General features: G+C 69.9%; 19 protein-coding genes, 1 tRNA gene and 2 pseudogenes. 14 read left to right on the top strand and 8 right to left on the bottom strand.

From position 1 onward, the window contains the following. Nucleotides 1-144: 144 nt before the first annotated feature. The 7 genes from G5C51_RS25455 (at nucleotide 145) to G5C51_RS25425 (ending at nucleotide 6,397) form a co-directional block, all read left to right on the top strand. Nucleotides 145-480 carry a YbaB/EbfC family nucleoid-associated protein gene (locus G5C51_RS25455; RefSeq protein ID WP_165240538.1) on the top strand — a complete coding sequence of 112 codons (336 nt, stop codon included), beginning with the start codon at nucleotides 145-147 and terminating at the stop codon, nucleotides 478-480. 43 nt (nucleotides 481-523) lie between these two features. Then, nucleotides 524-1,123 carry a recombination mediator RecR gene (gene recR / locus G5C51_RS25450; protein ID WP_165240535.1) on the top strand — a complete coding sequence of 200 codons (600 nt, stop codon included), beginning with the start codon at nucleotides 524-526 and terminating at the stop codon, nucleotides 1,121-1,123. Continuing rightward, on the top strand, nucleotides 1,116-1,784 hold the full coding sequence (locus G5C51_RS25445; RefSeq protein ID WP_165240534.1) for a DUF5063 domain-containing protein: 669 nt from the start codon (nucleotides 1,116-1,118) through the stop codon (nucleotides 1,782-1,784). Before recR ends, G5C51_RS25445 begins: the two co-directional genes overlap by 8 nt. Before the next feature lie 245 nt (nucleotides 1,785-2,029). Continuing rightward, nucleotides 2,030-3,307 carry an aspartate kinase gene (locus tag G5C51_RS25440; RefSeq protein WP_165240533.1) on the top strand — a complete coding sequence of 426 codons (1,278 nt, stop codon included), beginning with the start codon at nucleotides 2,030-2,032 and terminating at the stop codon, nucleotides 3,305-3,307. Between the two features lie 298 nt (nucleotides 3,308-3,605). After that, the gene (locus G5C51_RS25435; protein WP_420824852.1) at nucleotides 3,606-4,265 is read left to right on the top strand and encodes a SigE family RNA polymerase sigma factor; all 660 of its coding nucleotides are present in this window, start codon (nucleotides 3,606-3,608) and stop codon (nucleotides 4,263-4,265) included. Beyond that, nucleotides 4,262-5,470, top strand: coding sequence for an anti-sigma factor (locus G5C51_RS25430; protein ID WP_165240531.1), 1,209 nt, complete (start codon nucleotides 4,262-4,264; stop codon nucleotides 5,468-5,470). The genes G5C51_RS25435 and G5C51_RS25430 overlap by 4 nt, the downstream gene beginning before the upstream one ends. Nucleotides 5,471-5,545: 75 nt before the next feature. Next, nucleotides 5,546-6,397: an SURF1 family cytochrome oxidase biogenesis protein gene (locus G5C51_RS25425; protein WP_165240530.1), complete on the top strand. Its 852-nt coding sequence runs from the start codon at nucleotides 5,546-5,548 to the stop codon at nucleotides 6,395-6,397. Here the strand turns inward: G5C51_RS25425 and G5C51_RS25420 are convergent. Next, entirely contained in the window at nucleotides 6,330-8,135 is a 1,806-nt protein-coding gene (locus G5C51_RS25420) for a S9 family peptidase (protein WP_206314310.1), read from the bottom strand. The genes G5C51_RS25425 and G5C51_RS25420 overlap by 68 nt on opposite strands. A 199-nt stretch (nucleotides 8,136-8,334) precedes the next feature. On the opposite strand from G5C51_RS25420, the gene G5C51_RS25415 reads away from it, so the two are divergent. After that, on the top strand, nucleotides 8,335-9,255 hold the full coding sequence (locus tag G5C51_RS25415) for an NADP-dependent oxidoreductase (RefSeq protein ID WP_165240528.1): 921 nt from the start codon (nucleotides 8,335-8,337) through the stop codon (nucleotides 9,253-9,255). On the opposite strand, the gene G5C51_RS25410 is transcribed toward G5C51_RS25415, so the two are convergent. Both G5C51_RS25410 and G5C51_RS25405 read right to left on the bottom strand, forming a co-directional pair. After that, complete coding sequence (locus G5C51_RS25410) at nucleotides 9,209-10,468, bottom strand: MFS transporter (protein ID WP_165240527.1); 1,260 nt, start codon at nucleotides 10,466-10,468, stop codon at nucleotides 9,209-9,211. The two genes, G5C51_RS25415 and G5C51_RS25410, sit on opposite strands and share 47 nt — an antisense overlap. A 92-nt stretch (nucleotides 10,469-10,560) precedes the next feature. Further along, complete coding sequence (locus G5C51_RS25405) at nucleotides 10,561-11,322, bottom strand: sulfite exporter TauE/SafE family protein (RefSeq protein WP_165240526.1); 762 nt, start codon at nucleotides 11,320-11,322, stop codon at nucleotides 10,561-10,563. 156 nt (nucleotides 11,323-11,478) lie between these two features. Between G5C51_RS25405 and G5C51_RS25400 the strand changes: the two genes are divergently transcribed. Both G5C51_RS25400 and G5C51_RS25395 read left to right on the top strand, forming a co-directional pair. Continuing rightward, the gene (locus tag G5C51_RS25400) at nucleotides 11,479-14,016 is read left to right on the top strand and encodes a polysaccharide lyase family 8 super-sandwich domain-containing protein (RefSeq protein WP_165240525.1); all 2,538 of its coding nucleotides are present in this window, start codon (nucleotides 11,479-11,481) and stop codon (nucleotides 14,014-14,016) included. 29 nt (nucleotides 14,017-14,045) lie between these two features. Beyond that, nucleotides 14,046-15,345: pseudogene (locus tag G5C51_RS25395) on the top strand (macrolide family glycosyltransferase). Here G5C51_RS25395 and G5C51_RS25390 read toward each other — a convergent pair. Further along, a complete protein-coding gene (locus G5C51_RS25390; protein ID WP_165240524.1) occupies nucleotides 15,287-16,120 on the bottom strand; it encodes a PIG-L family deacetylase in 834 nt (277 codons plus the stop codon). The pseudogene G5C51_RS25395 and the gene G5C51_RS25390 overlap by 59 nt on opposite strands. Nucleotides 16,121-16,885: 765 nt before the next feature. Here G5C51_RS25390 and G5C51_RS25385 point away from each other — a divergent pair. Then, complete coding sequence (locus tag G5C51_RS25385) at nucleotides 16,886-17,314, top strand: hypothetical protein (RefSeq protein WP_165240523.1); 429 nt, start codon at nucleotides 16,886-16,888, stop codon at nucleotides 17,312-17,314. Nucleotides 17,315-17,546: 232 nt separating this feature from the next. Here G5C51_RS25385 and G5C51_RS25380 read toward each other — a convergent pair whose 3' ends face one another. Then, on the bottom strand, nucleotides 17,547-18,212 hold the full coding sequence (locus G5C51_RS25380) for an ElyC/SanA/YdcF family protein (protein WP_165240522.1): 666 nt from the start codon (nucleotides 18,210-18,212) through the stop codon (nucleotides 17,547-17,549). Continuing rightward, on the bottom strand, nucleotides 18,209-18,958 hold the full coding sequence (locus G5C51_RS25375; RefSeq protein WP_165240536.1) for a UTRA domain-containing protein: 750 nt from the start codon (nucleotides 18,956-18,958) through the stop codon (nucleotides 18,209-18,211). The genes G5C51_RS25380 and G5C51_RS25375 overlap by 4 nt, the downstream gene beginning before the upstream one ends. Before the next feature lie 5 nt (nucleotides 18,959-18,963). On the opposite strand from G5C51_RS25375, the pseudogene G5C51_RS25370 reads away from it, so the two are divergent. Together G5C51_RS25370 and G5C51_RS25365 are read left to right on the top strand one after the other, a co-directional pair. Then, nucleotides 18,964-19,584: pseudogene (locus tag G5C51_RS25370) on the top strand (ATP-binding protein); the annotation flags it as partial. Beyond that, complete coding sequence (locus G5C51_RS25365; protein ID WP_420824853.1) at nucleotides 19,570-20,130, top strand: tyrosine-type recombinase/integrase; 561 nt, start codon at nucleotides 19,570-19,572, stop codon at nucleotides 20,128-20,130. The pseudogene G5C51_RS25370 and the gene G5C51_RS25365, both read left to right, overlap by 15 nt. A 15-nt stretch (nucleotides 20,131-20,145) precedes the next feature. Here the strand turns inward: G5C51_RS25365 and G5C51_RS25360 are convergent. After that, nucleotides 20,146-20,219, bottom strand: a tRNA-Pro gene (locus tag G5C51_RS25360). 12 nt (nucleotides 20,220-20,231) lie between these two features. After that, complete coding sequence (locus tag G5C51_RS25355) at nucleotides 20,232-21,215, bottom strand: metallophosphoesterase (protein ID WP_165240521.1); 984 nt, start codon at nucleotides 21,213-21,215, stop codon at nucleotides 20,232-20,234. A gap of 78 nt (nucleotides 21,216-21,293) precedes the next feature. On the opposite strand from G5C51_RS25355, the gene G5C51_RS25350 reads away from it, so the two are divergent. Further along, complete coding sequence (locus G5C51_RS25350) at nucleotides 21,294-21,758, top strand: GatB/YqeY domain-containing protein (RefSeq protein WP_165240520.1); 465 nt, start codon at nucleotides 21,294-21,296, stop codon at nucleotides 21,756-21,758. The last annotated feature ends 134 nt before the right edge of the window (nucleotides 21,759-21,892 follow it).

Here is a 21,892-nt window from a genome sequence, read left to right as displayed (position 1 = left end):
TGTATAAGAGACAGCCCCCACCCCCGCGCGTACACCCCCGGAGGGATCGTGTCCTCCGTTCGGCGTAGAGCGCGCGGCCCGGGTAACACGTAGGCTCGCAAGAGCGAAATGAACCGCGCGCAGTCGACGAAGCAGGAGCACGCAGTGATCCCCGGTGGTGGCCAGCCCGACATGCAGCAGCTGCTGCAGCAGGCCCAGAAGATGCAGCAGGATCTCGCCGCGGCGCAGCAGGAGCTGGCCGAGACCCCGGTCGAGGGCACGGCCGGCGGCGGCCTCGTCAAGGCCACGGTGACCGGCGGCGGTGAGCTCAAGGACCTCACCATCGATCCGAAGGCCGTGGACCCCGAAGACACCGAAACCCTCGCCGACTTGATCCTCGCCGCCGTCCGCGACGCGAACCAAGCCGCCCAGCAGCTCCAGCAGGAGAAGCTCGGCCCGCTCGCCCAGGGCCTCGGCGGCATGCCGGGGATGCCTTTCTGAACGGACCGAGCGACCCCCACCAAGACCCAGGAAGGCAATCCGCGTGTACGAAGGCGTAGTTCAGGACCTCATCGACGAGCTGGGCAGGCTGCCCGGCGTCGGTCCGAAGAGCGCGCAGCGGATCGCCTTCCACATCCTGCAGGCAGAGCCGGCCGACGTCCGCCGGCTCGCGCACGCCCTCACCGAGGTGAAGGCGAAGGTCAGGTTCTGCTCCGTGTGCGGCAATGTCGCGCAGGAGGAGCAGTGCCGGGTCTGCGTCGACCCGCGCCGCGACCCCTCCGTCATCTGCGTAGTCGAGGAGCCGAAGGACGTCGTGGCGATCGAGCGCACCCGCGAGTTCCGTGGCCGGTATCACGTCCTCGGCGGGGCGATCAGCCCGATCGAGGGGGTTGGCCCGGACGACTTGCGGATACGCGAATTGCTGGCCCGGCTCGCCGACGGCACCGTCACCGAACTGATCCTGGCCACCGACCCGAATCTCGAAGGAGAGGCCACCGCCACCTACTTGGCCCGCATGGTCAAGGCCATGGGCCTGAAGGTGACGCGGCTGGCGAGCGGGCTCCCCGTGGGGGGAGACCTGGAATACGCGGATGAGGTCACGCTGGGGCGGGCCTTTGAAGGGAGGCGCTTGCTCGATGTCTGACGCCACACTCCACAACGCCACTCAGGACCCGGACAGCTTCGCGGTCCAGATCGCCGACCAGGTGGAGAGCTTCCTGGTCTCCGTCACCGAGCTGGCGAAGGGTGACGAGCCGGACAGCGCGGTGCCGTTCCTGCTGCTCGAGGTCTCGCAGCTGCTGCTGGCCGGCGGCCGGCTCGGCGCGCACGAGGACTTCGTGCCGGACGAGCGGTACGAGCCGGACACCGGGCCGGAGCCGGACGTGGACGAGCTGCGGGCGCGCTTCGCCGAGATGCTGGACCCGGTCGACGTGTACTCCGAGGTCTTCGACCCGTACGAGCCGCGCAGCGCCCCCGTCGCCTGCCGGATCTCCGACGACATCGCCGACATCCTCACCGACCTCCGGCACGGCATGGCGCACTACAGCGCGGGCCGGGTCAGCGAGGCGCTGTGGTGGTGGCAGTTCTCGTATCTCTCCAACTGGGGACCGACCGCGAGCGCCTGCCTGCGCGCGCTCCAGTCGCTGGTGGTGCACGTCCGCCTGGACAAGCCGCTGGACGAGCTGGACGGCCTCGACACCGACACGGACGCCGCGCTGGACGACGGCAGCCTGGAGGAGGAGGCCGGGAAGGTGATGGTCCAGGAGATCGCGGAGCCGCTGGGGCTGCGGTCGGTACGGACCTGAGCACTCCGCTTCGTACGGACCTGAGCGCTCAGGTCCGTACGAACCTGAGCGCGTGAGCGCCTCCGCGCCGGGGGGCGTGCACCCACAGGCAGTGTGACCTGCCTTACGACCTCGCATGGACCGGCCCGCGCGGGGCAGGGTTCGCCGCTGAGCCGGTGGTCTTGCCCCGTGAGACGGGCCCGGGAGGGTCTGGGCCGGCTCGTTAGAATGAGCCGACCGACATACCTTTGCGAGGAGCGCCAACCGTGGGCCTAGTCGTGCAGAAGTACGGCGGTTCGTCCGTTGCGGACGCCGACGGCATCAAGCGCGTCGCCAAGCGCATCGTCGAAGCCAAGAAGAGCGGCCACCAGGTGGTCGTCGTGGTCTCCGCGATGGGCGATACGACCGATGAGCTGATCGAGCTGGCCGAAGAGGTCTCGCCGATCCCGTCCGGCCGTGAGTTCGACATGCTGCTGACCGCCGGCGAGCGCATCTCCATGGCGCTGCTGGCCATGGCGATCAAGAAACTGGGCCACGAGGCGCTGTCCTTCACCGGCTCCCAGGCCGGCGTGATCACCGACTCCGTGCACAACAAGGCGCGGATCATCGACATCACCCCGGGCCGTATCAAGGAGGCCGTGGACAAGGGAGCGGTGGCGATCGTCGCCGGCTTCCAGGGCGTGTCCCAGTCCACCAAGGACATCACCACCCTCGGCCGCGGCGGCTCGGACACCACCGCCGTCGCGCTGGCCGTCGCGCTGGACGCCGAGGTGTGCGAGATCTACACCGACGTCGACGGGGTCTTCACCGCCGACCCGCGGGTGGTCAAGAAGGCCCGCAAGATCGACGAGATTCCGTTCGAGGACATGCTGGAGCTGGCCACCAGCGGCTCGAAGGTGCTGCTCGGCCGCTGCGTCGAGTACGCCCGCCGCTACAACATGCCCATCCACGTACGCTCGTCCTTCTCTGGACACACGGGCACGTGGGTGCGCAACCGGCCCGAGGGAGAAAAGGGAGAAGGCATGGAGCAGGCGATCATCTCCGGGGTCGCGCACGACACGTCCGAGGCGAAGATCACGGTCGTCGGGGTGCCGGACAAGCCGGGCGAGGCGGCGATGATCTTCCGCTCCATCGCGGACGCCGAGATCAACATCGACATGGTCGTGCAGAACGTCTCGGCCGCCGCCACCGGCCTGACCGACATCTCCTTCACGCTGCCGAAGACCGACGGCCACCGCGCGATGGAGAAGCTCACCAAGGCGCAGCCGGACATCGGCTTCGAGTCGCTCCGCTACGACGACCAGATCGCCAAGATCTCGCTCGTCGGCGCCGGCATGCGCTCGAACCCCGGCGTCACCGCGACCTTCTTCGAGGCGCTGTCCAACGCCGGTGTCAACATCGAGCTGATCTCCACCTCGGAGATCCGCATCTCGGTGGTCACTCGTGAAGACGAGGTGAAGGACGCGGTCCGCGCCGTGCACACCGCCTTCGGCCTCGACAGCGAGACCGATGAGGCCGTGGTCTACGGCGGTACGGGCCGCTGAGTTCTGTCCGGTTGGTGGGGTTACGCCCCCATCTAGGGCCCTCATAAGTCCAGATGTGACCCAACCGTTGGTCCGGACCACTTGCTGTTGACCAGCGATTCGTTCGACTATTTCGTCCCCCGCCGACTGCAACCGCAGGTCCGGCGGGGGACGTCTTGGTTTCGTGTGCCCGTGTCAAAGACGACCGTCAAAATGGGGCATATGAGGAAGAGTTGGGACGCATGAGTGCATGGGGTGCAGATTCTGTGATGATGCCTCACGCGTACAACCCTGACGGGGGGCAGCGTGTCAAACAGGCGTGGCAGAGGCACTCAGCATTGCGACCATTCCCGCCGTCGGTCCGTCGTTCCGCCCCAGCGGACGCGCACCGAGCGGTGGCATGCCCGTGATCGCCCCCTGGCCGGTCTCGGGGCCGTCCGCGGTGCCGTCGTCCGCCGCCGCGGGCGCTGACGAAGCCATGGCCGAGGGCACCACCGTCGATCACCTCACCGAGACCTACCGGCTGCACTACCGGTCGCTGCTCGGCCTCGCCGCGCTGCTGCTGGACGACACCGCCTCGTGCGAGGACGTCGTGCAGGAGGCGTTCATCCGCGTGCACTCCGCCCGTAAGCGGGTCAAGGACCCGGAGAAGACGCTCGCCTATCTGCGCCAGACCGTCGTCAACCTGTCGCGCTCCGCGCTCCGCCGCCGCATCACCGGGATGAAGCTGCTCTCGAAGCCGATGCCGGACATGGCGAGCGCCGAGGAGGGCGCGTACGACCTGCTGGAGCGCGATCAGCTGATCAAGGCGATGCGCGGGCTGCAGCGGCGGCAGCGCGAGGTGCTCTCGCTGCGCTACTTCGCGGACATGACCGAGGCGCAGGTGGCGGAGGTACTGGGGATTTCGCTCGGCTCCGTCAAGGCGTACGGTTCGCGGGGCATTGCCGCATTGCGAGTCGCCATGGGGGCGCCGGCATGAGCAACGAGCACTTCGGATCGGGGGTCCCGGGGCCGCGGGACCCGCGGCGCCCCGACGATCCGCTGCGCGCCCTGGACGAGGAGATGCGCGGACTGGACGAGGAGCTGCGCGGCCTCGGTGCATCGGGCACGAGCGCAGGCGGGGGCGGGGACGCCGGGCCGCCGTCGGCCTCGGCCACCGGCGAGGAGGCGGCGCTGCGCCGCATCCTGCACAGCGCCGTCGGCGAGCTGGAGCCCGCACCGGACGCGCTGGAGCGGCTGCAGTACGCGGTGCCGGCCCGGCGGGCGCGCAAGCGGCAGCTCGCGGTGGGGGCGGCGGCGCTGGTGGTGCTGATCGGTGCCGCGGTGCCGACGCTGATCGGCTCCGGCGTGATCGACGGCCCGTCCGGCAGCAAGCCGCAGGCGGGCGGCAGCCACGAACCGGGTGGCAGCACCCCGGGAAACGGCGGCGGAGGCGAGCCCGGAAAGTCCCCCGGCTCCGGAGACGCCTCCCAGAGCAGCAACGGCAAGGACAAGGAGTCCCAAAAGCCGGGAGGGACGGGCGGCGCGGGCGAGTCCGGCTCCTCGGATGACTCCACTGTGGCAGCGCCGGGCTGTGTCGCCGGGCAGCTGGGTGCGGCCCAGGCGAGCAGCGGACAGCCGGACGCGAAGGGCCGGATAACCGGTTCCTTCACGATGAAGAACATCTCGCAGTCCTCCTGCGCGGTCAGCGACCCCGGTGACGTCAACGTGGATACGGACGGCGAGGTCAGCACCGCCAGCGTGGCCGTGGCGCCGCATGAGCCCGGCGACCCCGCCGCCGACCTGCTGCCGGCGTCCTCCGGCAAGCCGGTGGTGCTGGCGGCCGGCGAGTCGTACGTGGTGCGCTTCGCCTTCGTCCCCGCCGTCGACCGCGACGCTGGCTGCAAGTCCGGCTCCACGCCGAGTCCCGCCACGACCGAGGAGCCGAAGACGACGGCCGAGGGCGTCCCCCAGGCCGACCCGGACGGCGAGGGCGCCGTGGGCGAGACCGACGGCGGCCCGACCGGCGCGACCGGCTCCACCGGCGACGGCTCCACGGGCGGCACCGGCGGCGACGGCACGGAGGGCGGCGAGCTGACGCTCACCAACACCCCGGAGCCGGGCGGCGACACGACGGCGACGACGACGGTGCCGGATGTGTGCGGCGGCACGGTGTATTACACGGACGCGCTGCCGGTTTCGTAAGGCGGTTCCGTAAGCCGGTTTCGCAGCGCGGACGGCGGCGCACAGCCGCTGATGCCGCTCCCGTACCGTAGAGGCGTGTACCGGTTCCTGCTGACCCCGCGCTGGTGGGGGATCAACGCCTTCCTCGTCCTCTCCATCCCGTTCTGCATTTTCATGGGCAGCTGGCAGCTCAGCCGCTTCGAGGACCGGGTCGATACGCACGAGCAGGTCACCGAGCAGCGCGACGGCAAGGCCTCGGGGGCTCGGCCGCTCGCCGAACTGCTGCCCGTGGACAAGGCGACCTCCGGCAAGCCCGCCACCGCCACCGGCCGGTACGCCGACCAGTTCCTGGTCCCCGACCGCACCGTCGACGGCAAGGACGGCTTCTACGTCCTCACGATGCTGCGCACGGACGGGGGCGACGGCAAGGCTGCGGCGGGCGAGGCGAGCCCCGACGGCAAGGCGCTGCCCGTCGTCCGCGGCTGGCTGCCCGGCAAGGCCGACCCGGCGAAGGCGCCCGCCCCGCCGAAGGGCGAGGTCACCGTCACCGGCGACCTGCAGTCCTCCGAGTCGCAGGGCTCCCCGGGCGTGAACGCCGCCGGCGGCCTGCCCCAGGGGCAGCTCGGCGTGATCAGCGCCGCCTCGCTGATCAACATGGTCGACTACCCCGTGCACAACGCCTGGGTCACCCTGACCAAGGCCTCGGACGGGATGACCCCGGTCCCGGCCACCGCCCCGCCGGACAGCGGCCTGGACCTCAAGGCCTTCCAGAACCTCGGCTACACCGGTGAGTGGTTCGTCTTCGCCGCCTTCGTGCTCTTCATGTGGTTCCGCCTCTTCCGCCGCGAGCTGGAGCTCGCCCGGGACGCTGAACTCGGCATCACCCCCGACGATCCTGAAGACCCAGGTGCTTCAGAGCGAAGTCGAGCTCCAGCCTCAACTGCTTGATCCGCTCCTCCACCACCAGCGAGCCGTGCCCCGCGTCGTAGCGGTACACCTCGTGCGGATGGCCGCGCTGCTGCAGCCGCACCACATAGTTCTCCACCTGCTGGATCGGGCAGCGCGGATCGTTGACCCCCGCGGAGATATAGACGGGGGCCCGCACCCGGTCCACGTACGTCAGCGGTGACGAGGCCTCGAAGCGCTCCGGGACCTCTTCAGGCGTGCCGCCGAGCAGCGTGCGGTCCATGGCCTTCAGGGCCTCCATCTCGTCGTGGTACGCCGTCACGTAATCCGCGACCGGGACGGCGGCCAGCCCCAGCGTCCAGTCGTCCGGCTGCACGCCCAGGCCCAGCAGCGTCAGATAGCCGCCCCAGGACCCGCCTGACAGAACGAGCTTCTCCGGGTCCGCGAGCCCCGACTCGACGGCCCACTGCCGCACCGCCCCGATGTCCTCGAGCTCGATCAGGCCGACGCGGTGCTTCAGCGCGTCGGTCCACTCCCTCCCGTAGCCCGTCGAGCCGCGGTAGTTGACCCGTACGACCGCGAAGCCGTGATCCAGCCAGGCCGCCGGACCGGCCGCGAAGGCGTCGCTGTCGTGCCAGGTCGGCCCGCCGTGGATGTCGAAGATCGTCGGATACGGGCCGTCGCCGGAGCCACCCGCCGGCCGCTGCACCAGTGCGTGGATCTTGCCGCCGGGCCCGTCCACCCACACGTCCTCCACCGGCCGCGAGGCGGGCGGCTTCATCCCCGGCGCCTGCAGCACGACCTCGCCCCGGTCGTTCCGCACGACAGCCGGCTCGGCCGCCGACGACCAGTGGAACTCCACCGAGCCGTCCGGCCGCGCCGTGGCTCCCGAGACCGTCCCCGGCGGGGTGTCCAGCCGGGACAGGCTGCCGGAGGCCAGGTCATAGCGGTACAGCTCGCTGCGGGCCTGATAGGTGTGCGCGATCAGCAGGCCCGTGGCGTCCGGATACCACTGCGCCGACACGTCCCCCGGCAGGTCCAGGCGCAGGTCGGTGAACTCCGCCGCCACCGGATCCCAGATCGCCGGCTCCCAGCGCCCCCGCCGCTGGTGGGCGATCAGCAGCCGGTTGTCCCCGGCCGCGGGCGCGAAGCCCAGCACCTCGAGCCCCAGCTCCTCGGTGCCGCCCTCGGTGTCGTCGAGCTCGGCGAAGACCTCGCTGTGCTCGCCCAGCACCGCGACCTTCACCGCGGAGTGCATCGCGTCGCCGTGCTCGGTGTGCTCGATGGCGAGCAGCCTGCCGTCGTACGAGACGTCACCGACGCCCGCCGACTCACGGTGCCGGTAGACCACCCACGGCTCGCCGCCGGGCGGGACCACATGAATCGTGGTGCCCTCCTCGTCCGTGGACCGGCCCACCACCGCCGTGCCGTCCCGGCCCAGGGCGAGGCCCGCCGGATACGACGCCTCGAGGCCGGACGCGGCCGGCTGGTCCCGGCCCGCGGCGGCCCCCGCGAACGGCTGCCGCATCCACACGCCGAACTCGTCCCCGTCTGTGTCCGAGAACCACCAGATCCACTCGCCGTCGGGCGTGAGGGTGCCGTCCGTGGTGCCGTTCGGCCGGTCGGTGGCCTGGCGCTGCTCGCCGGTGCCGCGGTCCCACGCGTACAGCTCGAAGGTGCCCGTCGCGTTCGACACGAACAGCGACCTGTCCGGCGCGTCCTCCGCCCACTCGGGCAGCCCGACGCGCGGGGCCCGGAAGCGCTGCTCCCACTCAGGCATGTCAGAGGGCTTGGCCGCCGGCGCCCCGCCGGTCCCTGCGCTGGTCTGTGCGTTCTCGTCCATGCCCCACATTCTGCTCGCCGGCACCGACAACTCGCTCGCGGCGGCCCCAGCCTGTGGATAACTCATCCGGAGTAGCGCCTGACCACACGAAAGCCGCATCCGGAATGAATCCATCCGTCGTCGTGCTGCACGGAGCATGAAGGCCATCGCACTGCAGCAGTTCGGCTCCGCCGACGATCTCCGTACCGTCGATCTCCCCGACCCCAAGGTCGCCCCGGGCGAGGTCCTGATCCAGGTCAAGGCGGCCGGGGTGAACCCGGTCGACTGGAAGCTCGCCTCCGGCGGGCTCGACCCGATCATGGAGTCCGGCTTCCCCCTCATCCCCGGCTGGGACGTCTCCGGCGTCGTCGTCCGCACCGGCTTCGACGCCACCGAGTTCAAGCCCGGCGACGAGGTCATCGGCTACGTACGCAAGGACTGGGCCCAGAACGGCACGTACGCCGAGCTCGTCTCCGCCCCCGTACGCACCCTCGCCCGCAAGCCTGCCGCGCTCTCCTGGGAGCAGGCGGCGGGCCTGCCGCTCGCCGGGCTGACCGCGTACCAGTCCCTCGACCGCGTCGGCGCGGCCGCCGGCGACACCGTCCTCATCCACGCCGCCGCGGGCGGCGTCGGCTCCCTCGGCGTGCAGCTCGCCGTCGCCCGCGGCGCCCGCGTCATCGGCACGGCCAGCGAGCGCAACCACGACTTCCTGCGCTCCCTCGGCGCCGAGCCCGTCGAGTACGGCGAAGGCCTCGCCGGCCGGGTGCGCGCGCTGGCGCCCGAAGGCGTGGACGCGGCGCTCGACTTCGTCGGCGGCGACGCCGTCGACATCTCCAAGGACCTGGTCAAGGACCCGTCCAGGATCGCCTCCATCGCCGACGGCGAGGCCGAGGCCAAGGGCGGCCACTACGTCTGGGTCCGCCCGGACGCGGCCGACCTCGAGGCGCTCTCCGGGCTGGCCGACGCCGGGAAGCTCACCGTCAACGTCGACCACGCCCTCCCGCTCGACCAGGCAGCGGAGGCCTGGCGGCTCAACCAGGAGGGGCGTACGCGCGGGAAGATCGTGCTGACCGTGTGACCTCGCGCTTCGTGCCGGCGCCCGCGGCCCTGCCCAGCGCCAGCACGAAGCACAGCCCCATCGCCACGACGCCGAGGCCGAAGGCGGCGGCCGGTCCGTACGCCTCGGCCAGCCGGCCCGACACCGCCACGGACAGCGCCTGCCCGCCGACGAGCGCGCTGGTGGCGAAGGCCATCGCCTGGCCCAGTCGAACCGGCGGTACGGCGCGTTCCGTCAGTCCGAAGACGGAGATCAAGTGCGGGGCGATGGTGATGCCGAGGACGACCACGATGGCGTACAGCGCCCACAGGCTGTGCGCCCATAGAAGCGGCAGCGACAGCAGCAGCCCGGCGCCGGTGGCCACCCGCCGGCGCAGCTGCAGCCCGTAGCGGGCCGGCACGGCGGCCATGCCGAGGCCGACCACGGCGCTCATCACGCCCATGGCGGCGTAGACGAGCCCGGCCTGCTCGGGCTGCCCCAACTCCTCCGTAAGGGCGGCGATTCCGGCCTGGGCGGCGCCGAACATGGCGCCCTGGAGGGCGAGCGAGGCGCACAGCAGATAGACGGCGCGGGGTGGTGCGGGCGCGCGCTTCGGCGCGCTGCTCGCCGCGGGGGCGGCCTTACGGGCCAGCTCCGCCGTCGGATGCAGCGCGAAGGCGGAGCCGCAGGCCGCCACCAGTACCGCCGCCAGGGCGAGCGCGGCCGCCGGGTGCGCCACCACCGCCGCGAGCCCGACCAGCGCCGGGCCCAGGACGAACGCCGTCTCGTCGAGCGTGCCCTCAAGGGACATGGCGGCCCCGATGACTTGCTCGTCCGCCCCGTCCCGCTGCCGGGCCAGGGTGACGAGCCGGCTGCGCGCCAGGGGCCCGATCGCCGGGACGGTGGCGCCGGCCGCGGCGCCGAGCAGGGTGAGCACTATTGAGCGGAGGTCAGCCATAGAAGCGGCCACGAGGGCCGCCACGGCCACGGCGTTCAGCAGCGCGAAGCACAGCACGACCGGCCGCTGCCCGCGCCGGTCGGCGAGCCGGGCGACGAGTGGGCCGCAGGCCACCTGCCCGACGGCGAGCGCACCGCCTACGAGGCCGGCCGTGCCGAGCGACCCGCTGGTCTCGGCCACCAGCAGCACGCTGCCGAACTGGATCATCGCGACCGGGAGTCGCCCGAGGAACGACAGCACGGGGAGGGCGGGGCCGGTGAGCGCGATGACGCGGCGATAGGTGTCAGTGGCTGCCATCGTTCGACGCTAGCGACGGGTGGGAAAGCGGATGCATGTGGTGAAGCCACAAAAGCCGGGGGCCCGGCCCCGTAGCTTCCGCCGAAGCCGCCTCAATGCCACACCAGTTGGACCAGGGAGACCGATCCGACCGCCACGATCAGCCCGCGCAGCACGCCCTGGGGCAGCCGGCGCCCGAAGGCGGCGCCGAGCTGCCCGCCGATGGCAGAACCGGCGGCGAGCAGGCCGACCGACGTCCAGTCGTAGTCGGCGGCGAAGAGGAAGAAGCAGGCGGCGACGGCGTTGACCAGGGCGACGAGGACGTTCTTGACGGCGTTCAGGCGCAGCAGGGTGTCGTCCAGGAGGATGCCCATCAGGGCGATGTAGATGACGCCTTGGGCGGCCGCGAAGTAGCCGCCGTAGACGCTGGCGAGCGCGATGCCGGCGATGAGCAGCGGGCCGCCGTCCTTGCGCGGGGCGGTGCCGTTCGCGCGCCGGCGGTCGCGCAGGCGGGCGCTGATCCAGGGCTGCAGCACCACCAGGACGAGGGCGAGGCCGACCAGCACCGGCACGATCCGCTCGAAGGCCGACGCGGGGAGGGCGAGCAGCAGGATCGCGCCGGAGAAGCCGCCCACGGCCGCCCCCGCGCCGAGCTTCAGGAGCAGCCGGCCGCGCCCGCGCAGCTCCCGGCGGAAGCCGATCGCGCCGCTGATCGAACCGGGGATCAGGCCGAGCGCGTTGGAGACGGTCGCCGTGACCGGCGGCAGGCCGGTGGCGAGCAGGACGGGGAAGGAGATCAGGGTGCCGGAGCCGACGACGGCGTTCACCGCGCCGGCCGCGAGTCCCGCCCCGAACACGGCGAACAGGATGTCCATGCGATCAGCCTAGAGAGCCGATGTTTCGGTGCGGAACGAACTCCCGCTTGTCCACAGGGGGGTTGCGGAGATGGGTTGTCCACAAGCGCTTGTCGCCGCCTCTCGCGGCTGCTTGACTCCCTGCGTCGTACGGAATACCGAACCGGGGAGGCCGCAATGGAGATCACCCGCAGGCGCATGCTCTCGCTCCTCTCCGCCACCGGTCTGCTGGCGGTCCTCCCGTCGCTGCCCGCCGTGGCGGCCGGCAGCGCGGATTTCGCCAAGCTGATCGCCAACACCGTCGCGATCTTCGCCGGCACCGCGGAGGCCAACGCCCGCCCGGAGGCCGCCGCGAAGCTCAAGGCCATCGAGGACACCGCCCGCGCCAACCTCAAAGCGATGGCGGAGGCCGGCGAGGGCGAGCTGTTCAAGGGCCTCCCGCTGGGCACGAGCGACCCCAACCTCAACTCCTCGTACCTGAAGGTCTACGAGATCGCCGTCGCCACCCGTACGCCCGGCGGCGGCCTCAACGGCAGCGCGGAGACGCAGGCCAAGGTCGCCGACGCGCTGGTGTGGCTGCACGAGCGCTATTTCGGCGACCAGTCGAAGGGCTATTACGGCAACTGGCACAACTGGGAGATCGCCATCCCCGCCAGCGTCACCAAGACGTTCGCGCTGCTCTCCGGCCAGGGCGCGGCCGACCGCCCGGACCTGGTGCGTACGTATGTCACGTCCATGGACGCGTATCTGCGCAACGGCAAGGACGGCGATGTCGACCTCGACTCCCGCTTCCACACCGGCGCCAACCTCGCCGACATCACCACGAACCGCATCCTGCAGGGCGCCCTCCTCGGCGACGAGGCCCGGATCACCAAGGCGCTGGAGAACCAGCTGACGGTCTTCGCGACCATCGACCCGTATCAGCTGCAGCACAACGTCACGGACGGGTATTACGCCGACGGCTCCTTCATCCAGCACAGCTCGGTCGCCTACACCGGCTCGTACGGGAAGGTGCTGCTCACCCGAGTCGTCCAGACGCTGAAGATCCTCGACGGCACACCCTTCGCCAATACGGACGAGCTGACGCCCGTGGTGCAGGGCTGGGTGAAGAACGGCTTCGCCCCGGTGATCTTCGAGGGCTGGATGATGGAGGTGGTCAAGGGCCGCGCGGTCTCCCGCGCCACGACCACGGGATACGCGGATGTCGCGGTGGTCGTGGAGGCGGTCACGGACCTGTCGGACTACTCGGCGGGCGAGGCGGCCGCGGCCCTCAAGGGCTACGTGAAGTACATCCACGCGGAATCCCCGACGCCGCTCGACCCGGCGAAGTTCGTCTCGCCGATGAGCGTGGTGCGCTATGCCGACATCCTCGCCGACTCCTCGGTCAAGCCGGCCGACCTGAACCCGCCGGCCCGCAGCGTCGCCTTCAACGCCATGGACAAGCACGTCCACCGCCGCCCCGGCTATGCCTTCGCGCTCGCCCGCAGCTCGGACCGGATCAGCAAGTACGAGTACATGAGCGGGGAAAACCTGATGCCCTGGTTCCAGGGCGACGGCGCGCACTACCTCTACCTGTCAGGACAGGACCAGACCCAGGCCTTCGGCGCGGACTACTACACGACCGTCTCGCCGTACGAACTCGCCGGCGTCACGGCCCCGGTGGAGGAGCGCAAGACCGTCCCGCAGCTCTACGGCGGCAAGCTCTGGTACGACAACCCCGGCCACCCGCTGAACTTCACCTCGTCCTCCGAGTCGCAGAACAAGTACGTGTACTTCCCGCGCGGCACGAACGACGTCTCCGGCGGCGCGGTCCTGGACGCTTACGGGACGGCCGCGATGACCCTCTCCAGCGACGTGGCGTATGCCGACCGCGCCAAGCTCCCCGACGACTTCGTCGTCTACCGGGCGGCGAGCGCCACCAAGTCCTGGTTCATGCTCGATGACGAGATCGTGGTCCTGGCCGCGGGCATCGGCGACGAGGCGGGCCGCGCGGTGACGACCACCCTCGACGCCCGCGTCGCCGCCCCGGCGGACGACGTGACGGTGACGGGCGAACTCACCGACGGCTCCGGCTTCTCGGGCGCGGGGGAGGCGACGGCCCGCTGGCTGCGCTGGGCGAATGCCACCCGCAAGACGGCGGTCGGCTATGCCCTCCTCTCCTCCCGCGCTCCGAAGCTGAAGATCACCCTCGACGAGGTCACCCGCAGCCGCCGCGTGGTCCGGCTGACCAACCCCGACACCTCCGCGACGATGCGCGTCTTCACCGCCGTCGCAGCCCAGTCCGTGGACGCGGAGCCGGCCACCCTGGCCTACGCGCTGGTCCCGAACGCCACCGAGGCGAAGCTGCGCTCGTACGGGACGGGCCCACTGTCGGTCGTGGCCAACTCCCCGCGCCTGCAGGCCATACGCCACACGGGGCTCGGCCTCACCGCCGCTAACACCTTCACCCGGGGCCGCCACGAGGCCGCGGGCCTGAGCATCGACGGCCCGGCCTCGGTCCTGCAGCGCCGCGGCGCGGACGGCCTGACACAGCTGGCGGGGTCGGACCCGACCATGGACCGGGACACGATAAAGGTGTTGCTGCGCGGCCGGACGCTGACGAAGATCTCCGCGGACGACGGCGTCCGGGTGTCCCGGGTCCCCGGCGGCACGCTGGTCGAGTTCCGGACGCACCACGCCTACGGCCGCAGCTTCAAAGTCACCTTGCGCGGCTAGCACCACACCGGCACGAAAGGGCACATCGCATGACCGGCACCAACGCAACCACCCCCCACCACATCGCGATGTTCTCCGTCGCCGCCCACGGCCACGTCAACCCGAGCCTGGAGGTGATCCGCGAGCTGGCCGCCCGCGGCCACCGCGTCACGTACGCGATCCCCGACCAGGGCGGATTCGTCGACCTGGTCCGCTCCGCCGGCGCCGAGCCGAAGCCGTACCGCTCCACGCTGCCCACGGACGACGACCCGGATGCCTGGGGCACCGAGATCATCGACTACGTCGAGCCGTTCTTCAACGACGCGGTGCAAGCCCTGCCGCAGCTCCGCGAGGCCTATGCGGACGACGAGCCCGACCTGGTCCTGTACGACATCGCCTCGTACCCGGCGCGCGTCCTCGCCCACGACTGGGGCGTCCCGATCGTCCAGCTCTCCCCGGCGATGGTGGCCTGGGAGGGCTACGAGCAGGAGGTCGGCGCCCCGATGACCGAGCAGATCAAGTCGACCGAACGCGGCCGCGCGTACTACACCCGCTGGCGCGACTGGCTCGACGAGAACGGCCTGAAGTCCATGACCGCGGACGACTTCATGGGCCGCCCCGACCGCTGCCTGGTCCTGATCCCCCGCGCCCTGCAGCCCAACGCCGACCGCGTCGACACGACCCGCTACACCTTCGTCGGCGCCTGCCACCGCACCCGCACCGAGGAAGCACCGGCCTGGACACCCCCGGCGGCGGCCGCCGGCCGCAAGCTGCTCCTGGTCTCGCTGGGCTCCACCTTCACCAAGCAGCCCGCGTTCTACCGCTCCTGCATCGAGGCGTTCGGCAACGACCCCGACTGGTACGTCATCCTCCAGATCGGCAAGCACGTAACGCCCCAGGAACTGGGCGACATCCCGCCCAACATGGAGACCCACAGCTGGGTCCCCCAGCGGGCCATCCTCGACCACGCCGACGCCTTCATCACCCACGCCGGCGCAGGCGGCTCCCAGGAAGGCCTGGCTACAGCCACCCCCATGGTCTGCGTCCCCCAGGCCGCGGACCAGTTCGGCAACGCCGACATCCTCCAGTCCCTGGGAGTGGCCACCCACCTCCCCACGGAACAGGCCACCCCCGAGGCCCTCCGCAAGGCCATCCACACCCTGCTCACCGACCCGGAGGTAGCCCGCCGCTGCGCCGAACTCCGCACCCAGACCCTCGCCGAGGGCGGCACACCCCAGGCAGCGGACCTGATCGAGGCGGAACTGCGCGAGCGCTCGCGGCCCGCGGAAAGCTAGCGCAGCCCGGCGAAGAGATCGTTCTCGGGAACGGCCGCGCCGGTGGCGTCCTTGACCCGTACGAAGGTCTCCATGCCCATCAGCTCGCCGAACCTCTCCTTGCCCATCTTGAGGAAGAAGATGTTCTCGCCCTGACTGGCGTGCGCGGCCAGCGCGTCGAACTTCTGCCCGCTGAAGGCGGTGGTGTCCACCCAGGTGGTGATCTCATCGTCGGGGAGGCCGATCTCGGCCATCGCGGCGGCCTCGGCGGGATCCGGCTCCGGCATGTCCGGATGAAGCTCGCGCATGATCTCGCCGAACCGCTGCATCCCCGAGCGGGGCATCGTCGTCCAATACACCTTCGGCGTCAGCTCGGTCAGCTCCAGCGCCGCCATCGTGATGCGGTGGGCCTGGATGTGGTCGGGGTGGCCGTAGAAGCCGTTCTCGTCGTAGGTGACGACCACATCGGGGCGGTAGTGCCGCATGAGTTCCGCGAGCCGGGCGGCGCCTTCGGCCACCGGGGTCTGCCAGAAGGAGCCGGCGGTGTCGTTGCTCGGCCAGCCCATCATCCCGGAGTCGGCGTAGTCCAGCAGCTCCAGCTCGCTGATCTTCAGCACGTCACGGCTCGCCTCGAGCTCTTGCCGGCGCATCAGGGCGACGGCCGCCGGGTCATGCCCGGGCTCGCCCGGCTTCACACCCCCCGGCCCGTCACCGCAACCGCCGTCGGTACACGTCACGAGAACCGTGCGTATGCCTTCCGCCGCATACCGCGCGAGCACCCCGCCGGTCCCGGTGGCCTCGTCATCGGGATGGGCGTGTACGGCCATGAGCGTCAAGGGCCGGTCAGTCATGAAGCAGTCCTCCAGCAGAAGTACATCTCGGTCCACGTGCCCGGCTCCGCGCCCCCCGCCCGCGCCCCGCCGGCCCTCCGTACGATGCAACCGCGCCGACCCGGTCGGCTGTTCCCGCCCACCATGGAGCCACACAACACATCAGGCCCGGCACTGATCTCTCAGCGCCGGGCCTGACCTGCTATTTCACCGTCGGGGTGGCGGGATTTGAACCCACGACCTCTTCGTCCCGAACGCGATCAGGTGTCTGAGTGACCTTGGGTCGGGACACCGTGACCTTGGGGGCGGGCACCGATTCCGTGGCCTGACCTCCGTCGGCGCGGCTTTCAAGAGCGTCCAGCTGTCAGCCGGTACGTAACCTCTGAGATGTTGGTCCCTTGATCCGTGGCCCGAACACAATGCAGTCCTGGCCGGAGGCTGGCCACGAGGCAGAGGGCTGGATGCCGTTCGACCCCATTGCGTGCTAGTTCCTTCAAGGGCCACCGCGACTCAAGCCGCATCAGCCGCAAAGACGGTCGTACGGGTGCTGAACTGCTGACCGCGGGGTGACCGCTGCCCGATGCACCGCGCGGCGAACCAATCCAGTGGCCAATCTCAGTTCGACGAACTATCGGTGGCAACATTCTTTGTCACCAATCGCCGTCCCCATTGCATCCCCAAAGCGACGAAAACGACATATGCGCCCATGGAGTACACCGAAACGACTATTGCGGGTTGACTTCAGCTGTTATAGTGCGGTCGAAATTAATTCGACTCGGAGGATGCATGCCATTCACCCGCATCATTGCCCGTCGCGTAATACCAGTTCTCGTCATGGGTGCAGCTATGGGAGCTCTCACCATGAGCCCTGCCAGCGCCATCGACTGGGATCACGGCCCTTGGTATAGCGCTGACGCCAGCCCTCGGGGCGCGAAGGCGTACATCGAGGAGAACGGTGACTGGATCAAGATCTGTGATATCGACAGTGACGGATACATGGCTTACGCCATCGCATTCAAGCGCACCGATGGAAACAAGTATTCCCAGGTCTACGACTCAAAGAACAACGGCGACTGCAGCTACACGAACGTGAACACCGGCGGCGGCATGATGGAGAACCGCTGGTACGACGTCTTGGTTTGCATCACGAAGGACATCTACAGTGACTGCAAGGCGGGGAGCAAGAAATGGTACGAATTCTACAATGACCATTAATTGAGAGCAGCGCAGTACCCAGGGGACTCCCCTGGGTACTGCTCTACGAATGGCGATGACCTGGGTTGGCCGAGCCACTGTCCCGGCTCCATTCCGTCAGCCCTGGAGTACCCGGGCAACGAACGCCGCCAGCTCCGCATCGAGTGTCAGCGCTTGTCCCACCAGTAGCGCACCCAGCGCAGCAACGCCGGCTCGACGCGGACACGGACAGCCGCACAGCTCACCCCGGCAGTTACGATGCCTGCGGCTGATCCGATGCAAGCCGATTCGAGAAACCGGCTCGGCAGAGCCGACTAAAGGCGTCCTCCACGTCGCGGGGGATGTGCTGCTTGATCGTGAACCCTCGTTCGCTGTACAGGGCCACGCGCTGCTGAGCACCGACAAGCATGTCGATGACGAGTCGGGCATCGCCGATCGACGTCGTGTACTCCTCGAAGGGCATGGGCGTGCTTGCGCTCACCACATCCACATCTGGCCAGAGCTTGCGCGCTGTGGCGTAGGCCCGACGCTCCTCATAGGGCTTGCTGACGAGAAGCACCGAGGCCACGGGAATCGCCCGCCTCTCCAGCAGGTCACGCGAGAACTGGATGTTCTCCCCGGTGTTCCTCGCGCGCGGTTCGACGAGGATCGCCGACGCGGGAACACCCAGCTCCAGTGCGCGATCCCGGTAGTGCTCCGCCTCGCCACGCGGCATTCGGTCGCGGGTGGTTCGGCTCGTGGCGCCAGTGAACACGATGAGCGGTGCCATCCCACGGTGGTAGAGGTCGGCTGTGACGCCGGCGACGCCGAGGTCATGGCTGCCGAGGCCGATGGCGACTGAGCACGGGCGGAGCTCGTGATTCATCTTCTGGAAGTCCCAGAGAATCTCGGCATCCGCCCATGCCTGCGCCGAGATCACTGCTCTTCGTCCTCCTGCTTTGCCGAGTCCGGCACCTTGAAGTCGTACTCCCAGGCGAACCGCGACGCGGCATGGATGCCGATGGCGAACTCAACCACTGTGCCATCCGCCGTGAAGGTGGTGCGGTGCAGCTCCACGACCGGCTCACCGGGCGGGAGCTTGAGCTGCTTCACCTCCTCCGTTGTCGGTACGCGGCCGAAGATCACTTCCTTCATGTGGTCGATCTCGTATCCCGCGTCGTACAGCACGCGGAAGCCGCCACCGCGGCCGGCCGGGCCGGGTGTGGGGTCCACGATGCGGGTTCCCTCGACGTGCTCCGGGCGGTAGTAGCTGGTCAGGGTGTGGGTCGGTTGGGCCCCCTCGCGTACGAGGCGAGCGCGCGCATACACCGGCGCCCCCTCGGCAAGACCGTGCGCCGCTGCTACGAGCCGCGATGCCTTCACGAGGTCGACCGTCTGAGTCTGCTCGTTCCTCTGATACGGCCGACCGGAAGCCACACGGTCCGCGATGAACGCGACCTCGTCGCTGTCTCGCCACTTGGCCTTGTCGTAGCGCGCGATGCCCAGCCGCTTGAGCGGTGTCTGCTCACGCACGCGTGTGCCGTGACCGCGCGACGAGGTGACCAGACCCTGTGCTTCGAGCGCCTTGTACGCCTTGCTGACTGTGTCCTTCGAGCCGTGCCCATCTCGTACGAGGTCGCGGATCTCCGGGAGCTGCTGCCCGGGGATGTACTCGCCGTTCTTGATCTGACCGGCGGCCCATGCTGCTGACCGGCATTGACGTCGGTGTGATCCGGCCCGACCTGGCCGAACGGCTCCTGCCGTTGCGGCTGGAGCGGCCCAAGGTCCGGCGGACCGAGGCGGAGCTGTGGGCGGAGTACGAAGAGATCCTGCCGGTAGTCCTCGGCTCCCTGCTCGACCTCACGGTCAAGGTCCGTGCGGCCGATGCCGAGATCCCCACTGACCTGCGCATGGCCGACTTCGCGCACCTGTGCGCGCAGCTCGATGCGGCCACCGGCCTCGGGGCGCTCTCCGCGTACCGGCGGAGCCTGGACGACCTCAACGATGACGTCATTGAGGGCGACCTGCTTGCGCAGACCGTACTCGAGCACGCCGGCGGGATGGAGTCGGGCAGCGAACAGCGGATGACCTCTGCTGAGTGGCTGCACTGCCTGACGCGTCTGTACGTCGGGGAGGACTGCCGTGCTCTGCCGAAAGGGTGGCCGACCACGGGCAAGGTGCTCTCGGATCGGCTCAAGCGGCTTCAGCCGACGCTCGCCGCACGGGGGGTCTACATCGACTGGGGCCGCACGAAGGTGGCCCGCTACATCGAGGTGAGCCGCCCGCCGGCCCCGCTCGTGTCCGAGCAGGAGCAGGTGTTGCGCTCTGTGCGCAAGCACGGTGAGACCAAGACGAGGAAGAGCCGCCGGACCATCGCTCTGCCCAAGCAGGTGGTGGACGTGCTCGAAGCGCACAAGCGGTTGCAGAAGCAGGAGCGCGCCTCGAAGGGGAAGGCGTGGAGTCCGACCGGCCGCGTTTTCACCACACGGAGCGGCGAACCGCTCGATGCGGCGAACGTCCGGCGGGACTTCAAGGCCATCGCCAAGAAGGCGGGACTTGAGCCGGAGTGGACGCCCCGCGAGCTGCGGCACAGCTTTGTCTCGCTGCTCTCCGATCACGGCATCCCACTGGAGCGCATCGCGCAGCTTGTCGGGCACACCAGTCAGGCCACCGACCGAGGCGGTCTACCGCAAGCAGCTCCGGCCGGTCATCACGCAGGGAGCGGAGGCCATGGACGAGATCTTCGCCAAGCGAAGCGAGGCGCCTGCAGACGAGGCTTGACCAAATTCCTTTGGCCCCCTGTTTGGCCCCCCGAACGCAAATCAGGCCCAGTACTGATCTCTCAGTACTGGGCCTGACCTGCTGCTTCACCGTCGGGGTGGCGGGATTTGAACCCACGACCTCTTCGTCCCGAACGAAGCGCGCTACCAAGCTGCGCCACACCCCGGTGGAACGAGGACTACTCTAGCCCACGCACAGCCCCGGAAGAAAATCCGTTTCCTGCCGCGGGCTCCAGTGTGACCAGCGTCGCTTCCGGGGGGCAGGCGAAGCGGACCGGGGTGTAGCGGTTGGTGCCGCAGCCTGCCGAGACGTGCATCCAGGACGTACGGCCGCCCGCCTCGTGCCGCGACAGCCCCTTCACCCGCCCCGTATCCAGATCGCAGTTCGTGACCAGGGCGCCGTAGAACGGGATGCACAGCTGCCCGCCGTGGGTATGGCCGGCGAGGATCAGCGGATAGCCGTCCGCCGTGAAGGCGTCCAGCGCGCGCAGGTACGGGGCATGCACCAGGGCCAGCGGGAAGTCCACCGACGGATCCGGGCCCCCGGCCACCTCCTCGTACCGGTCACGCTTGATGTGCGGGTCGTCCAGGCCCGTAAGCCCGAGGGTGACGCCGCTGTGCGCCGGGCCGTCCAGCTTCAGCGAGCCGCGCGAATTCGACAGCCCGACCCACCCCGCGGAGTCGAAGGCGTCGCGCATGCCCTCCCACGGATTGCGGGCCACCCCGATCGCCGGGTCGTTCTTGCCGTTCAGGCCGTGCACGCCGCGCACCTTCTCGGCGAGGTAGCGGCCGGGGTTGCGGAGCTTCGGCGCGTAGTAGTCGTTCGAGCCCATGACGTAGGCGCCCGGATACGACATCAGCGGGCCCAGCGCGTCCAGCAGCTCCGGGACGGCCTCCGGGTCGGAGAGGTTGTCGCCCGTGTTCACCACCAGGTCGGGCCGCAGCCCCGCCAGGGACTGCAGCCAGCGCTGCTTCTTCCGCTGGCCGCTGACCATGTGCACGTCGGCGATGTGCAGGATCCGCAGCGGCGCCATCCCCGCCGGCAGCACCGGGACCGACACCCGCCGCAGCCGGAAGGAGCGGACCTCGACCCCCGCCGCATAGCCGACGCAGGCCGCGCCGAGGGCGGTGATGCCGAGAGGTACTCCGTATCGCGCTCGCATCTCTCCATCGTGGCAGACGCAACTGAAGGGCGGAATTCCGGTACGGGCGGGCCCACCGACCGTGGCAGACTCGGGCGCATGACCACGCTGAAGGACAGGCTGAAGGACGACCTCACCGCTGCCATCAAGGCTCGTGACGAGCTGCGCTCGGCCACGCTCCGGATGACGCTCGCCGCTGTCACGAAGGAGGAGGTCGCGGGCAAGACGGCGCGCGAGCTCTCCGACGACGAGGTGCAGAAGGTGATCACCCGCGAAGCGAAGAAGCGGCGCGAGGCGGCCGAGGCCTTCGACAAGGGCGGGCGCGCGGAGTCCGCGGAGCGCGAGCGGGCCGAGCACGGCGTCCTCGACGAGTACCTGCCGAAGCAGCTCTCCGACGACGAGCTGAACGCCCTGGTCGGCGATGCCGTCACCGAGGCGAAGGCGGCCGGTGCCGAGGGCCCGAGGGCCATGGGCCAGGTCATGAAGATCGTGAACCCGAAGGTCGCGGGCCGCGCCGAGGGCGGCCGGGTCGCCGCCGCGGTCAAGCGCGCGCTGGCGGAGTAGCCGCCCAGGCCGGCAGAGCCGGAGCAAGCGGAAGGGGGCGTCCTCGAGGAGGACGCCCCCTTTCGCTTGCCTATTCAGGCTCCGGCCACCCCGTGGTCCCCCCGTCATCAAGACCACCGTCCACGGTCCCGCCA

This window comes from Streptomyces coryli (assembly GCF_011044975.1).
Lineage (GTDB): Bacteria > Actinomycetota > Actinomycetes > Streptomycetales > Streptomycetaceae > Streptomyces > Streptomyces coryli.
This window is presented reverse-complemented; position numbering and strand designations above follow the sequence as displayed.

Bases quoted from the DNA above. Each gene is read 5' to 3' on its own strand.
- G5C51_RS25420 (WP_206314310.1), bottom strand. From the start codon at position 8,135: ATGCCTGAGTGGGAGCAGCGCTTCCGGGCCCCGCGCGTCGGGCTGCCC.
- G5C51_RS25445 (WP_165240534.1), top strand. From the start codon at position 1,116: ATGTCTGACGCCACACTCCACAACGCCACTCAGGACCCGGACAGCTTC.
- G5C51_RS25350 (WP_165240520.1), top strand. From the start codon at position 21,294: ATGACCACGCTGAAGGACAGGCTGAAGGACGACCTCACCGCTGCCATC.
- G5C51_RS25385 (WP_165240523.1), top strand. From the start codon at position 16,886: ATGCCATTCACCCGCATCATTGCCCGTCGCGTAATACCAGTTCTCGTC.
- G5C51_RS25430 (WP_165240531.1), top strand. From the start codon at position 4,262: ATGAGCAACGAGCACTTCGGATCGGGGGTCCCGGGGCCGCGGGACCCG.
- G5C51_RS25355 (WP_165240521.1), bottom strand. From the start codon at position 21,215: ATGCGAGCGCGATACGGAGTACCTCTCGGCATCACCGCCCTCGGCGCG.
- G5C51_RS25390 (WP_165240524.1), bottom strand. From the start codon at position 16,120: ATGACTGACCGGCCCTTGACGCTCATGGCCGTACACGCCCATCCCGAT.
- G5C51_RS25400 (WP_165240525.1), top strand. From the start codon at position 11,479: ATGGAGATCACCCGCAGGCGCATGCTCTCGCTCCTCTCCGCCACCGGT.
- G5C51_RS25405 (WP_165240526.1), bottom strand. From the start codon at position 11,322: ATGGACATCCTGTTCGCCGTGTTCGGGGCGGGACTCGCGGCCGGCGCG.
- G5C51_RS25415 (WP_165240528.1), top strand. From the start codon at position 8,335: ATGAAGGCCATCGCACTGCAGCAGTTCGGCTCCGCCGACGATCTCCGT.
- G5C51_RS25410 (WP_165240527.1), bottom strand. From the start codon at position 10,468: ATGGCAGCCACTGACACCTATCGCCGCGTCATCGCGCTCACCGGCCCC.